Below are 15,101 nucleotides of genomic sequence, written 5' to 3'. Positions count from 1 at the left end.
CTCCTGACGACTAAAGTTTTCGGTCTAGTTCCAGATAGGTTTCCGGAATCCGCAAGCTTGCAGAGGCTTCCCGCGTCTCTCTCAAAAAGTAGATCAAAGCAGTCATCATCAATCCTATGGAGACGATGAATGTTCCGGCCAAGGCTTCCTCTAGGCTTTGTTCGATAAAGCTGCTGACAAACAGCAAGACGACCGTCAGACCAGTTGCGAGGCCGCTCAAAACCAGCAGAAGAATCGCGCGATTGGTACAATCGATCCGCTTGGCGATATTGCGGATTTCCGACACCACCATGTCGTGTTCCATACCGTCTGTTTCGCCGTGGCGTTCTTGCAGGATGCGCGATCTATCAACCACCCTACCCAATCGAATGGTCAGCAAATTGAGCATGCTGCCAATAGCGACGAGCAGGAACACCGGTGCCAAAGCCACCTGAATAATTTCACCGATCATAGGATACCTACCTCAAAGACTGCGCCAGAAGCACCGATCCTTGCGTGGAAAAACGCGCTGGTGCAAGCGAAGTGAGCGCAGCACATTCCCCTTCGGCAATGCATTCGTCAGCAATCGTGACGTCACCCGACAGAGGCATCACCAGCACGCCTCCATCAAATCGCTTTAATGTCTCTGGGTCAGGCTCCCCGACGATAAAATCAAGTTTGAAGTGCGGCCCATCGACCAATTGCACCGATTGATCCATCGCGATGTTGCGGCGCAAATGGGCCGGATGCGGGGTTCGGTCGGCGACAGCAATCGCAGCATCAAGATGCAATTCTCGCGGACGGCCATAATCAAACAGCCGGTATGTGATATCGCTGTTCTGCTGAATTTCAGCGAGGCTAAGACCCGGACCGATCGCGTGTACCGTGCCCGCAGGCAGATAGAAGAAATCACCACGCTTGGCAGGGTGCCATTCCAGCAGATGCTCTATCGAACCGTCCAAAGCAGCGGATCGCATGGTTGCTGCACTGATCGCTTCTTTAAACCCGATAGCGAGTACTGCATCAGGCTCGGCATCCAAAACCAACCAGCATTCCTCTTTACCCGATTGTCCATCGGGGGCCTGCGCATCCGACGGATGCACTTGCACGGAAAGCTTTTCGCTCGTGAACAGATATTTTGCCAACAGGTTTTCACACGGTTCAGCCGGCTCAAACCAAATCTCGCCAATCCGCTGGCCATCAGGCGCGCTGAACGGCGCCGACAAGTGCTCTCGCCCCCATACTTTTTCAACCGCACGGGTTGGCAAGATCGGCCGTTCTATCATTGGGCGCTGGCCCCCTTGAGCGTACCAACGCGCTGGGCCCCATCCGCCGTTGTGACCAATATTTCGTCTCCATCGACGACGATAATCACATTATCCAGGCCAATGGCGGAAACGCGCGGGCCATCGCTTTCAATCAGCACATTTGTACAATCGACAGCATCTACTGGACCGGTCAGGCTGTTACCCTCGCTGTCGCGCGGCCTGGCATCGCGTAGCGCCTGCCAATTGCCGATATCGGACCAGCCCATATCAACCGGGACCATCGCGGCGCGCGTGGTTGGTTCCATAACAGCGTAATCGATGGAATCGCCCGCGATGCCGCCGAAGCTCTCTGCATCGGGATAGAAGACCAGCCCCTCAGATCGGCCATTGGCGACAGCTCGCTCTACAGCAGCCATCATCTCTGGCCGGTGCGCGCGGAGTTCTTCTAGAAAGACGCCGGTTTTGAAAACAAAGATCCCGCCATTCCAGCTGAACCCGCCATCTGCCAAAAATGCTTTGGCAGTCGCGATATCGGGTTTCTCGACAAAGCGTTCAACGGCATATCCGCCGCCAATCGGGTCACCTCGTTTGATATAACCATAGCCCGTTTCCGGCGTCAGCGCTTTGATACCAAACGCAACCAGATGTCCCTGTTCCGCCAGGATAGAGGCAGATTGGACCGCGTCGACAAAAGCTGTCGTGTTGTCGATATGATGGTCGCTGGGACACACCAACATTACCGCGTCTCTGGGCAGACGGAGAGCCGCCAGAGCAATAGCCGGCGCGGTATTCTTGGCGGCTGGTTCGACGATGATTTGCGCGCTGGATGAAGGATCAATCTGGCTAGCAACCAGCGTGTGATGCTTCGCCCCGGTAACAATGCAAGGCGGCGCAAACACTGCACCATCCGCGCTGCGGGCCAGCGTCTGCTCAAACAGGCTGGTCTCGCCAATCAGCGGCAAAAATGGCTTTGGCTTATCGGCACGGCTACGCGGCCACAGGCGTGTACCGCTACCGCCGCATAGTATTACCGGATGGATCACTTGAGCTGTGCCTTTCAGTTGCATTGCCTAGCGACCATACCCGGCGAGCCTTGCAATCAAGTTACCGCCGGAAATTTTGATGCGTTAAAACCAGCGCTGCCTCCAATAAAATGGCGCTGCCACCGGGTCCCCATTGCCGTCTGTCGCCGGTTTAAAACGCAGCCGATCGACCACAATCTGGCAGGTGATCCGGTCGGCTTCGCTGTCGGGACTTGGCCTAAAGACACTGCAATTGCGTGCACGGCCATCGATTCCCACGGTCACTTTCACAATCACTTCATTGCCCAGACGCGCCTGTCTGCCGCCTTCCGGTATAGGGTAATCACGCGCATTATTGATCGATCCGGAGATATGCACGGGCTTGGTAACGGCAATGCCGCCCATGCCGCTGCCGCCGCGGCCGCTACCCGTGCCGACCCCTTGGCCCGCAGCGCCCGTTCCATCGCCAGCTTCTTTCGCGCCAGAGCTATCGGCTGCACCAGTCGACGAGGCTTGCGGTATCGGCTTATCTGGCTTTGTAACAATCTTGGGCTTTGGCGCAGTCACCTCCTTGGGTACGGCCTTCTTGCCTGCTTCGCCGGCCCCGCCTTCATCGGGTACCGGCTCTACCTCTTCAGGTGGGGGATCTTCTGGCGTGGTAATGGTGACGGTAAATGCGGCAATAAAGCTCGTTTCGACCGATTGCGTCATATCCGGCGCAAATGCACGCGCCAGACCGTAGATTGCCAGAATATGGAATAAACCGATTAAGATGAGCGTCGCCGGTTTAGGACGACGCCGTATGGTCGAGAACTTGCCAGCGTGTTCCATCGGTTCCTTCTCTATTGATGCAGCGCCCTCATACGATAGCACAACTGGACACCCAACAGAAAACGGCGACCCCCGCTAGAGGGCCGCCGCTTCTATTCAGCGATGCTGGTTACGAATTAGAACTCGTAACGAACACCAACCTGCATGCGCCAGATTGATGATGTGGTGCTGACATTCAAACGATCATCAGGGTTGAAGCCCGAAATCGCATAGCGACCTTGATCATCAACACCGCCGACGGAAATAGTGCTACCTGGATTATCAGGGTCGTCCACACGGACACCTGTGTCGACCAAGTCAACAAATTGACCGCGTGCACGGACAATATTTGCACTATCATCGATGAAGTTCAGGAAGTTATCCATGTCGACAAACAGTTCCAACTTATCGTTCGCAATACCGGTCAAGCTACCGATGAATGGCAATTCCTGACTGAACCGCAAGTCAAGGTCGTATGACCACGGGTTCCGACATGTGTTACGAGCGATCGAAGCGCCAGCAGTGAACGAACAACCAGAAGCATCCACGTAGTTAGTGAGCGACTGAACCGCTGAATCTTGAGCTGCCTGCAATGCTGCAATTTGAGTTGCAGAGAAGCCTTGGCCGCTAAAGTCTGTCAGATTTGCATCACCTGTACCTGTAGGCACGTATAGTAACGCATTGTCGTTACCTGACGAACTGTCGTTGAATACGCCACCGCCGTCGAAAGTCAGGCTGTATGGACGGCCTTCACGAGCGCGGAAGAACAATCCCAATGTGGTCGCATAATCACCGAAGAACTCTTCACGGAAGCTGACAGCCGCAGTAAAGTTATGCCGTGTTTCAAAGTTAGATGTCGAAACAGCTGGGTTCTGACGGTCAAACGCTGCCGATACGTCGAAGCTCGATGTGGCTGTCGAGGAACCAACGTTACGGTTATTGTTCGAATCTGTGAACGCATAACCGAGACGGAGGAATACACCGCCGCCCTCGGTGAAGATACCACGGTCAAAGTTCTTGGAGAGCAAGAATGATGCAACGTGGCTTTCATAGCCGGGGCCGTTAGTCAGCTGGATTTCATCATCACGGCGTGTGTTGAAGCAATCTGCAGTTACGCCGGTATATGTCGGAGGTGTGCCTCCAGTACCCTGCAGTTCTGCATTACACCCGGTCGCTGTTGGATCAATCGCCGCATAAATCGGACGACCATCCACAGTGAACCCACCGTTTGTGCGGATGTCTGGTGTTTGTGACAGATCAACAAAGTTCAGCGTGTTATTGAAACGGCTGTAGATGTAATCCACATTCAACCGCCAATCGCTGAAGAAACCACTATCTGTACCTAAGTCAGTCGAGAAACCGATGTTAGCCCGGGTGACTGTCGGCGTTTTGAAGTTCGGGTCTGTTGACTGTGTATCTGCAAGACCGGCAGCGGCCTGCGCTGATGCTGCAGTCACGGCACAAGCAGGAATACCAGTGAACGCACCGTTGTTCAGCACGCTGATCTGACCGTTGGCATCTTGGATACCATTACAAGGACCATCAAATGTATCGCCTTCACCAGTGGAGAAGCCATTATTTGAAAAGGCATTGGAGAAATACACAACCGGGTCGCCGCCGGAGAAAATACCGACGCCACCAGTCACACGTGAGTTACTGAAGAAGCCAGTATTGTCCAACTCATAAGTCGCAGACAAACGCGGCAACAAAATCGGGTCTAGAGAGCCGAAGCCAACAGCATTGTTGAAACCATAGCGCGCTTGAAACGCTGGGTTTGGCCGCGGTGCATCACCAGCAAACCACTGAACGCGAACACCGGCAGTAATGCCAAGTTGCGGAGTAGCCTGCCATTCATCCTGAGCGTAAACCGAATAGATCTGACGCTTGAATGTTGCGGATGCTTCGTTGATGTCGCCAGTTGGTGTTGCGCGGATTGTACCGCCGCCGAGACCACCGCCCACTAGATCATCAGCACCAGCAAACACGCTGGAGAAACCGCCCGAAGCAACCAAACCGTTTTCAAAGTCATCCAAATTACGGAAGAACAAAGTACCGGTTGCGTTAATCGCAAACAAGTTGAACACGTCGAGTGAGTTGATTTCAGCACCCAGTTTGATCTGGTGCGCACCGCCATCAATGTTCATTTGGAACTTGGCTTGATCAACTGTGCTGTTCAGCGCGTTAGCCGAACGGAAAATACCAGGACCGGTGCTGAGACGGCCATTTTGGCCCCCAGGAATCAATCCATTAGTTTCATTATCGACACCAACGGTCAAACGAACTGTTGGATTGGCTGACTGCGCTTCACCAAATCCGACGGGGCCTTGAACGTCAGCAACCTCAGCGCGGCTCAAGCGCAATTCGGTCGAAACCTTATCGCTCCAGTCAGAATACAAACGGACCGAATAATAATCTGATACGGTACCTTCATCTTCGAAGCTGTTAAAACCGGTCAGTTCTTGCCCGCCAGTATCAGACTCAATGTTCGTTTCTTCAAGACGCTGATACGTCGCTTCCAAACGGTGATTGTCGGAAATGTAGGCATCAATACGACCGAAATAACGAACGGAAGATTCCGCCAGCGTCACCGGATAACCGCCAACATCTTGGCCGTAAACGTCGTTAGCGATTTGCGCGAACCGATCGAATTGCGCCTGCGTAACAAAGTTTGCTTCGTTGGCGAAACCGCCACCGAAAGGACCAAATTCATTGGCATTGCCCAAATCGGTTTCTTCATAACCCGCATAGAAGAACAAACGGTCCGGAATGATAGGACCACCAAGGGTCGCGCCCCAACGCTTTTCTTCAAACGGTGAGACAATGTCGTCAACACCATCAAGCGATGTGCCGCGGATATCGTCACTGCGGAATGTATAGAAGGCGCTACCGTGGAATTCGTTCGTACCAGATTTGGTAACTACGTTGACCAAACAACCAGTGAAGTCAGAATACTCAACATCGAACGGCGCAAATTCAACCGAAGTCTCGCGCACAACATCAAATGGAAGCGGCAGAGCATTACGAGCTGCGAATGGGGTGCCATTCAAACCAAATACGTCTGCCTGAACGATCCCGTCGACAGTAAATGTGTTGGAGCGGTCATTACCGCCCAAGCAGGAAATGCGGTCGACTTCGTTTGCCCGCTCTAGACTAACTCGTGGGTCAAGGCGAATAATATCGCGAACGTCGCGTGTCAGACTCGGGAATGTTTCCAGCGTCTCAGTGCTAAATGCAGAACCTGGCCCAACGGCCAATTGCTGGACGTTAGCGCGTTCACCCGTCACGACGATGAAGTTTTCTCCACCAGCCGTCGCAGCAGCAAGTTCAAACTTAAAGTCCGTGTTGCCGGAAACCGTGATGAACTGACCTTCGACTGACTGACCTTCAAAGCCGTCTGCCGTGACAGTGACAGTGTAAGGACCGCCCGGGACAAGCGAGCTAATACGGAATGAGCCATCGCTGTCAGCGGTCAACGCGCTGGAGCGGCCGGTACGGGTATCGGTCACAACAACAGTTGCACCAGCGACTGCCGTGCCGTCAGTGCTTGTAACCTGACCTTCAATACCAGATGTAATTTGTTGAGCCGAAGCCGGTGCTGCCACCATGGCAGTTGCGGAAAGGCTGACAACACTGGCAGCCAAGAGATACTTAAGTTTCATTGACGAAGGTCCTTGCGTGACGATCGGGGTTGGGACGAAGTAAAGAATCGATAGACGCCCGTTACGGACGATCAGCTACGCCCAAAAGACCTTTTTGTGACAATTAGGTGACAATCGCCAGATCAGTTACACTGGCAAAAACCAGCCCCATCAAAAACCCCAGAATTCCGCCAAAAATCGGTGTTGCTGCGTTGCAACATAAGTTTGGAAACTTCGTTTTTTGAACAGGCTGTGAATATTTTGGACCAAAAACCGGCGGTCCAGCAGCCGATTAAGCCAGGTTGATCTCTCGGAGTCGCTGGAGCAGGAAGTCATGGCTTGAAATCGGCGGGGGTGCAGTTTCATCCACACAAGATGGCAGCGTTTCAATCACATAATCAGGCCTGAAATGCAGGAAAAATGGCATCGAATACCGGGCGCGATGTGCCGCATCCCCGTGAGGGTTTACGACACGGTGAGTGGTCGACACCAAACGTCCATTGGTTAGCCGGTCGAGCATATCGCCGATATTCACCACCAAGGCGCCTTCGGGTGGATCGATTGCCAGCCAGTCTCCATCCGCCTTGAGCAGCTCCAAACCCGCTTCCTCAGCGCCCAATAGCAAAGTAATCGTATTGATATCGCCATGCGCTGCTGCACGAATGGCGCCTTTCGCTTCTTCGCCCTCCAGAGGGGGATAACGCAGAAGACGCATGACAGAATTGCCATCTTGCACAGTGGCGTCGAAGAAGTTTTCGTCCAGCTCCAAATGAAGAGCTATGGCGCGCAGGACTTTGCCCCCGGCCTCTTCAAATGCTGCATACAGCGCTTCAAATGTTTCCTTGAAACCGTCAACTTCGGCGGGCCAGATATTCGGCGCCATAAATTCAGAGAGCGGGTGGTCAGAAGGCAGATCCCGCCCGACATGCCAGAATTCTTTCAGATCGTGGACTTGTGCGTCTTTGGCTTTTTCGGTGCCGAACGGAGTGTATCCTCTGGCACCGCCGCTGCCAGCCAAGATATATGACCGCTTCACTTCCTCTGGTAGTGCGAAGAAAGCCTTCGACATCGCTTCTGCCCGGGCGATCAGATCCGCCGGGATCCCGTGATCGCGAATAACGGCAAAACCGTATTCGGCAAAACTGCGGCCAAGCTCGTCAGCCACTTCGGACAGCGGGCGAGCAATCGAGACAGATGCAATCTGGGTCATGGCTATATCTTAGGGATAAACCGCACTTTTTAATAGGGCAGGAATAATCCAGCGAGCGCGGCGCTCATCAAATTGGCCAATGAACCTGCGGCCAAGGCGCGCAGGCCGAGGCGGGCAATGACCGGCCGCTGGTTTGGCGCCAAGCCGCCCGTCACCGCCATTTGAATGGCGATAGAACTAAAGTTGGCAAAGCCGCACAGTGCGAAGGTAACAATTGCCCGGCTGCGGTCGGTCAGTTGATCCGCGCCCATCGCGCCCAGCTCAATAAACGCCACAAATTCGTTGAGCACAATCTTGGTACCAAACAAGCCGCCAGCGACTTGCGCCTGCTGCCAATCGGGAATGCCAATGAGGAACATGACCGGCGCAAATACATAACCGAGCAATTGCTGGAAGGAGAGATCAGGATATCCAAAGAGACCGCCCACGCCGCCCAGCATTCCGTTGGCCAGTGCCACGAGCGCCACAAAAACCATGACCATCGCGCCAACGGCAACGGCAAGCTTAACACCCGTCTGGGTGCCTTGTGCAGCCGCCTCGATAATATTGGCCGGGCTGTGCCCTTCTTCAAACGTCTCCGCAATTTCAACCTCTGGCGCTTTACCGCCTTCAACCAGAGATCCCGGCCCTTCCGCGCTGATGCGCCCTTTTGGCAGCACAATCTCTTCAGCATCGACACCCGACAGTTCTGCGGCGGCGCGAGCCAATTCGCTTTCATCATCAGGCATGATGATCTTCGCCATCAGAATGCCGCCAGGGGCGGACATAAAGGCGGCTGCAAGCAAAAACGGTACAGCGTCCGATCCGATAAAGCTGGCATAGGCCGCCAGAATGGTGCCCGCGACCCCTGCCATACCTACGCACATGAGAGTAAACAGCCGGCTGGGTGTAAGCGCCGCTAGATAGGGGCGCACCACCAGCGGACTTTCGGATTGGCCGACGAAGATATTCGCCGCACTACCCAGCGCTTCGACCTTACTAATGCCGGTAATCCAACCGATGGCGCCGCCGACCCAGCGCACCAGACGTTGCATGATGCCAAGGTGATACAGGATCGACACAATCGCAGCGAAGAAAACAATCACCGGCAAGGCTGCGATCACAAAAGTGTTGGCGAACGGATTGCTTTCCATCGGGCCGAATACCGAAGTGATGCCGACCTTGGAATAATCCAGCAGAGCGATCACTCCATTGGACAAAAATTCAATAGCGCCGACGCCAAATGGCGTGCGCAGGACCAATAGAGCCATCACCGCCTGAAGCGCGAAGGCCGCACCAACCACCCTCAGTTTAATTCGTTTTTTGCCAGTAGACAGCAGAAACGCGATGGCCAAAATTACAAGGATGCCGCACAGGCTGGTCAATATCGGGTGCATGATGTCTTTCGTTACCGATTCCCTAGATGCCCCGCTGTCGCCTTTTGTGCCGCCCGCGTCAAACGCGCTGCCCACAGTTTACGGTAGAAAGGCCGCTTCCCTTTTTGATCATTACGCCATAGTCAGCGTGCATGACTGATACCGCAACTGCCCGCCCGATCATGCCGTCACTCTTCTTTATCGGGTTGCTGTATGGCGGGATGACAGTGATTGCGGGGGTGCTGGGTTTTAAACAAGTCGCGTTGGGCCCGCTTGCCGTTGAGGCAGGAATTTTCGCCTTTTTGATGCTGGTTGTCTTGTCCAGCACGACGGCCCAGTTGCACGGACAGGCGATGGCAAACCGCCTGGTCATGTGGGGCTTTGTTCCGCTTGCGGTATCCGCTGCGCTGGTCGTCTTCGTGTTGTATTTGCCGCCCTCAGACAAAATGCCGTTGGAAAACATAAAGGCATTTGAAACGGTCACCACTCAAACCCCGCGCATTATGATGGCGGGGCCAGTGGCCTATGGTGTTTCCCTGTTTCTCAATGTTTGGATATTCTCCAAACTCCGGGGGCCAGAAGGGGGAAACACTACCGCGGGATTGATGGTGCGCGGCGCTATTGCCTCTGCACTTAGCCAAGCGATCGACACGCTGATCTTTATCACTTTGGCGTTTTATGGCGAATTTCCGATTACGTCGCTGTTGATCGGACAGATGCTGGCAAAGGTTGTTCTCTCGCTGGCGCTGGTACCGTTCCTGATCACTGGATTTGTCAGCTTCGCCAAATGGCTGGATAGCCGGCCAGCCAGCTAGCTGGCTTCGAATACCGCCACGCCAGCAGCGCTCAACGCGCTCGATCCAAGACGTTCAATCCCCCGCAGGGTAACTTGCTGTGTTTCATTGCCGTAATTGAAGGCAAAAATGTACGTGTCTGTTTTGCGCACGCGGACACCGGTAGGCAATGTGACGGGTTCTAACCCCGCCTCTGTCGCAGCTCGCCGCGCAATCTCTGCAATAAGCGCGCCTTCCGGCCATGCTGCGCAATAGCGAACATTGGCTGATTTCCAGCATGCGACCATGCCATCCTCTGCAACCAGTTCAGCTTCAGCCTCTGTTTCCAAATGATCGAGCCAGCGGGTTGCAGACCAGCCATCTCCGGCATGGTGCGTACCGGGCCGCAAGCTCTCGCTGCGAGTAACTGTCGCGGGGAATAGCGCTTTCAGTTTTCCGGGGGCCAAACCTGCCGGGATTGATAGCTCGTCTGTCTTGCTACCCGAACGCGGACCGATGATCACCGATCCATCGAAAGCTTTTAGCGCGCTTACTAACTGGTCAGGAACCGCTGGCAGACATGGCACGGCCACCATGGCATACCCCGAAAGATCGGCACGGGGCGGGATGATATCGACATTCAAGCCAGCCTCTCGCAGCGCCGTATAGATCGAAAATGCAGCCCACAGCGCCGACAACCCTTCCCCTTGTGGCTGCGTTTGCGTGATCCATTCGGCATCGTAACTGAAAATCAGAGCCACTTCTTTTATCGGGCGGCCCGCCTCGCCCAGATCAGCGATGTCTGATGCTGCCTGTATGGCTTCATCTAGCCCGGGCGCCGCTTGACTATCCGGCCGCAGCAACCCTGCGTGCATTTGTTCCTGCGCAAAGGGCGCTTGCCGCCAACGGAAATAACTGACGAGTTCGGCACCATGCGCCATTGCTTCCAATGTCCAAAGGCGAACCATTCCCGGTAGCGGGGCGGGATTATGCCGTGCCCAATTGACTGGCCCGGGTTGCTGTTCAATCACACCCCAGCGGCCATCTGCCGCGCAACCGCGATACAGGTCATGGTGAAACGCGGCGATATCGGGATGTCCCTGCCGCACATAGGCGGCCTTGTCGGCATCGCTGAAGGGGAACATCTCCAGGAAGCCGAGCGGATAGCTATCCCACATCACAACATCCAGCTGCTGCCCCAGATCATGATGATCGTAATCGGTAACAAAGCCCATCGCGTTGTGCATCACATCCCGGTTGGGGGATAGCTCGCGCAGAATATCGATCTGCGCCTTGTCGAAACTGATCACTTGATCAGAGGAGAACCTTCTAAACGCCAGCCAATGGGCGGGATTTGCCTCGGTAACGGTTAAATTGGGCAGCTCGATCTGGTCGAAGCCGCGATACTCCATGCTCCAAAAGACATTACCCCACGCAGTATTGAGGGATCCGATATCGCCATAACGCTGCGCCAGCCAAAATCGGAAGGCGTCGCGCGCAGCGTCTGAATAGCTGATCGTGGTATCGTGGCAGCCATACTCATTATCGGTTTGCCACATCACAACGGCGGGGTGGTTGCCATATCGCTGGGCCACTGCGCGGGTGATCCGTGCGGCTTCCGCCCGGTATCCCAAATGGCTGAAGCAATAATGCCTACGCGATCCGAAACCGCGCGATCTGCCGTGGACATCGACGGCAAACATATCAGGCATTTGGTCCGCCAGCCATTTCGGCGGGGTAGCCGTTGGCGTACCCAGAATGATCTCTAAACCCGCTGCGTGAAGCGTATTGATCGCACGGTCGAGCCAGCCCCAGTCGAACACACCGGGTTCCGGTTCAATACGGCTCCATGCAAATTCACCGATGCGGACACGGCTTAAGCCAGCGTCTGCCATGCGGCGAGCATCATCGGCCCACATATCTTCCGGCCAATGCTCCGGATAATAACACGCCCCCAGCTTCATGCTGCGACGGCATCCGTAGAAGCGTCAGAGGGCTTCATGCGCCGCTCAATACCCAGCATTTCCAAGATTTCATCTGCCAAATGGTCTGCTCCATCAACATCTGAAACATCCACCATAACAGCCATGTCATCGGCCAAATCTGGCGGTTCTTCCATACCATCCACTGCAATAATCCGCATCAGATCTGGTGCATGATCGCGGATCAAAGGCGATATCTCGCGGACGCGGTCCATATTGCCCTGCGTCACGACCACGGCAAGCCGTTTTGCCACGCCAATGGCTTGCCAGCTGCGCGGATCGCCCACGGGTGCAAAATGCACGGGATAGCCATCAGCCAACGCGATTTCAAAACGCTCCCGATTGGACTCAATCGCCATATAGCTGATGCCTTCTTCCTCAAGAATATCCGCCACACGGCGGCCAGTCTCCGCCAGATTGAGGATCAGAATGGGTGCATCATCGCCAGCCAGTTTCTGGTCGGGTGGCCCCTGGCGCAGTTTGCCCGCCAATTTCCTGCCCAGCGTCGAGATTGCAGGTGTCAACGCCAGACTGACTGCAATCGCAGAGACGACAATTGCCAACGCCTCGCTGCCAAACAGTGCCGCGACAGCCGGCATAGAAAACAGGACCAAAGCGAATTCCGACCCTTGCCCCAACAGAAAACCCAGTTGGGTGGAACCGGGGACAGACCAGCGATTGGCCAACCCTGCAAGGATATTGAATGTGCATTTGAGAGTGACCAGAGCCGCCGCAGCCGCAAGAATAAGATACCACTGCCCAGACACCACCTCGGGATCGAGCGACAGCCCGACAGTCATGAAAAAGAAACCAAGGAACAGGCCCCTGAACGCTTCGATTTCCGTTTGGACGAGCAACCGATACCGGGAATCCGCCAACGCAACCCCGCCCAAAAACGCACCAAGCGTAAGAGACAGCCCGATCATCCCTGTCAGCCATCCCGCCGCCAAAGCAAGGAATAGCGCTGAGGCGGTCAGCACTTCGCTGCTATCAATCCGGGTGATAATCCGAAATAGGGGTTCTGTCAGATAACGCGCAAACAGCACCGCCACGGCAAAGGCAGCAACCGCCTTCGCCGCTGCTATGGCGAGAGCACCACCCAGCGCCTCTCCGCTGCCCAAACTACCTGCAACAACCAGCAGCATAATCGCCGCGATATCCTGAAAGATAAGGATTGATTGTGCTGCACGGCCAACAGGGCAATCTTCCTGTTCACGTTCCCGGATCACCCCGATAACAACAGCCGTGGAGGACAAGCCCATCGCGAACCCGCCAAGGATCGCGGCGATGGGCGGCAATCCAAATAGTAATCCCAACGCTGTGAAACCGCCGCCCGCAATAAGCATTTGCAAGGTACCAAAGCCGAAAATGTTCGCCGCTTCCTCGCGTATGCGCGCGATGGAGAAATGCAGGCCAAGATTGAACAGCAAGAACATAATGCCCGCTTCGGCCAAGGCTTCGACCACCGGTCCATCAAACAGTTCGCTTTGTCCTGCAAACGCCAGCGCCAGACCGACAGCAATATAACCCACAATCGGGTTAAGCCGGCAAATCTTTGCCCCTAAAGCAGCAAGAATGCCCAGCCCCAAAAGAATGATCGCCGGCTGAATAACGCTGACGACAGAATGTGCATCTGCTGCTGAACCGTGAACCATGAAGCCTCCACCGGTCTGCTTGGCAGAATTGGCCGCAATTGCAATTGAGTACAAAGCGGCAAGCTGTCCGAGAAGCTATACTGCCGAACTGAAACGTCTGGCAGAAGGTTGGCGATAAGGATCAAAAGTCGCTGCAATTCCGCGTGCATATGGCACCCCGTGCGGTCCGATAACCAGCTCCTCTTCGGCAATGTCACACACGCCTGCTTCGATAAATGGGGCTAATCGGGGCCAAGCGGCTTCTAATAGGGTGAGGCCAGGTTTAGCTCTTCCGGCGCATAACACATCCTCAATCACTTTCGCGCGCTGCTGGTCCTGCGCGGATCGCCGCACACCCAAGGCGACAGGCAATAGGCCTTGCGACAGCTGCATTCTGTATCGCCCCGAATTCTTATCATTCTGGACCAACATATTGGGTAGACTGCTGATAGATGACGCGCCTAAACCGATAACTGCATCCGATGGGTCATCGGTAAACCCTTGAAAGTTGCGGCGAACCTGCTCATTCTCGGCCGCAATGGCCAGCGGGTCGGCTGCTTGGGCGAAATGATCAAAGCCGATCGGTCTCATCCCGCGATCAGTACAATATCGATGAGCCAATTCTGCCATCTGGAAGCGCTGTTCCACGTCAGGCAAACCGCGATCATCAATGCGCCGCTGCCGCGGGATCAAATGTGGGACATGCGCATATCCGAACACTGCGAGCCGGTCCGCCCCCAAATCACGCGCAAGCGTTAGCGAATCTTGCACATCACCGGCGGTCTGCCCTGGCAGACCATACATCAGGTCATAATTGAGCGAAGTGATCCCCGCCTGACGGAGCCACCGCGTCGTCCGATCAATCATGCACAGCGGCTGGACCCGGCCAATGGCCACCTGGCAATGCGGCGAGAATGTTTGAACACCAAGGCTGGCCCGACTTGCCCCGATAGACTTCAGAACGGGCACCCACTCTTCCGTCAGACTACGCGGATCCAGCTCCATCGAAATCACCGGATTATCCAGCTTGAACGCCAATATTATCGCGTCGAACAAACGGACAAAATCCACTGGCGCGATAGCATTGGGGCTGCCCCCGCCAAAGGCAATCCGGCCAATCCGCACTCCATCCGGCAAATAGTTGGATACCAAGGCGATCTCGCGATGCAGGGCATCAAGATAGGATGCGAGGCGCTGCTTCTTATTGGCCGCGCCCGTATTGCACCCGCAATACCAACAAATCTTATCGCAAAACGGGATATGGACATACAGAGAAACAGTGCCGCTTAGGCCCGCCAGCTCAGTTTGATAATCTGCGGGCTCTAACCCTTCTGCGAATTCAGCGGCAGTGGGAAAGCTGGTGTACCGGGGTACTGGCGTCGCGAGCAGATGAGGAATGTAGGGCCACATAGTATTCATCAGCCTTATGT

Annotated in this window: 11 protein-coding genes; 1 reads left to right on the top strand and 10 read right to left on the bottom strand. The window is 55.0% G+C overall.

The window, feature by feature from the left end; translation table 11 throughout:
* Positions 1-10: 10 nt before the first annotated feature.
* The 7 genes from HKD42_RS00480 to HKD42_RS00450 all read right to left on the bottom strand — a co-directional run bounded on the left by HKD42_RS00480 (position 11) and on the right by HKD42_RS00450 (position 9,303).
* Positions 11-451 (bottom strand): DUF2721 domain-containing protein, encoded by a 441-nt coding sequence (locus HKD42_RS00480; RefSeq protein ID WP_170009305.1) that lies wholly within the window; start codon positions 449-451, stop codon positions 11-13.
* A gap of 7 nt (positions 452-458) precedes the next feature.
* Positions 459-1,265 carry a class I mannose-6-phosphate isomerase gene (locus HKD42_RS00475; RefSeq protein WP_170009303.1) on the bottom strand — a complete coding sequence of 269 codons (807 nt, stop codon included), beginning with the start codon at positions 1,263-1,265 and terminating at the stop codon, positions 459-461.
* Positions 1,262-2,314 carry a mannose-1-phosphate guanylyltransferase gene (locus tag HKD42_RS00470; RefSeq protein ID WP_170009301.1) on the bottom strand — a complete coding sequence of 351 codons (1,053 nt, stop codon included), beginning with the start codon at positions 2,312-2,314 and terminating at the stop codon, positions 1,262-1,264. The genes HKD42_RS00475 and HKD42_RS00470 overlap by 4 nt, the downstream gene beginning before the upstream one ends.
* A gap of 60 nt (positions 2,315-2,374) precedes the next feature.
* Positions 2,375-3,100: a TonB family protein gene (locus HKD42_RS00465; RefSeq protein ID WP_170009299.1), complete on the bottom strand. Its 726-nt coding sequence runs from the start codon at positions 3,098-3,100 to the stop codon at positions 2,375-2,377.
* Between the two features lie 116 nt (positions 3,101-3,216).
* A complete protein-coding gene (locus tag HKD42_RS00460) occupies positions 3,217-6,738 on the bottom strand; it encodes a TonB-dependent receptor (protein WP_170009297.1) in 3,522 nt (1,173 codons plus the stop codon).
* Positions 6,739-7,009: 271 nt separating this feature from the next.
* Complete coding sequence (locus tag HKD42_RS00455) at positions 7,010-7,927, bottom strand: isopenicillin N synthase family dioxygenase (RefSeq protein ID WP_170009295.1); 918 nt, start codon at positions 7,925-7,927, stop codon at positions 7,010-7,012.
* Between the two features lie 29 nt (positions 7,928-7,956).
* The gene (locus HKD42_RS00450; protein WP_170011963.1) at positions 7,957-9,303 is read right to left on the bottom strand and encodes a NupC/NupG family nucleoside CNT transporter; all 1,347 of its coding nucleotides are present in this window, start codon (positions 9,301-9,303) and stop codon (positions 7,957-7,959) included.
* A 131-nt stretch (positions 9,304-9,434) separates the two neighbouring features.
* Here HKD42_RS00450 and HKD42_RS00445 point away from each other — a divergent pair, with 131 nt between their 5' ends.
* Positions 9,435-10,097 carry a queuosine precursor transporter gene (locus HKD42_RS00445; RefSeq protein ID WP_170009293.1) on the top strand — a complete coding sequence of 221 codons (663 nt, stop codon included), beginning with the start codon at positions 9,435-9,437 and terminating at the stop codon, positions 10,095-10,097.
* Here the strand turns inward: HKD42_RS00445 and HKD42_RS00440 are convergent.
* The 3 genes from HKD42_RS00440 to hemN all read right to left on the bottom strand — a co-directional run bounded on the left by HKD42_RS00440 (position 10,094) and on the right by hemN (position 15,090).
* The gene (locus tag HKD42_RS00440) at positions 10,094-12,019 is read right to left on the bottom strand and encodes a beta-galactosidase (RefSeq protein ID WP_170009291.1); all 1,926 of its coding nucleotides are present in this window, start codon (positions 12,017-12,019) and stop codon (positions 10,094-10,096) included. The genes HKD42_RS00445 and HKD42_RS00440 overlap by 4 nt on opposite strands.
* Positions 12,016-13,692 carry a cation:proton antiporter domain-containing protein gene (locus tag HKD42_RS00435; protein WP_170009289.1) on the bottom strand — a complete coding sequence of 559 codons (1,677 nt, stop codon included), beginning with the start codon at positions 13,690-13,692 and terminating at the stop codon, positions 12,016-12,018. The genes HKD42_RS00440 and HKD42_RS00435 overlap by 4 nt, the downstream gene beginning before the upstream one ends.
* Before the next feature lie 75 nt (positions 13,693-13,767).
* Positions 13,768-15,090: an oxygen-independent coproporphyrinogen III oxidase gene (gene hemN, locus HKD42_RS00430; protein ID WP_343042103.1), complete on the bottom strand. Its 1,323-nt coding sequence runs from the start codon at positions 15,088-15,090 to the stop codon at positions 13,768-13,770.
* Positions 15,091-15,101: the final 11 nt, after the last annotated feature.

Origin of the sequence: Pontixanthobacter rizhaonensis (assembly GCF_012972675.1) — a bacterium.
GTDB classification, from domain to species: Bacteria; Pseudomonadota; Alphaproteobacteria; order Sphingomonadales; family Sphingomonadaceae; genus Pontixanthobacter; species Pontixanthobacter rizhaonensis.
Note: the sequence above shows the minus strand (reverse complement) of the source record. Positions and strands in the feature narration are given on the sequence as shown.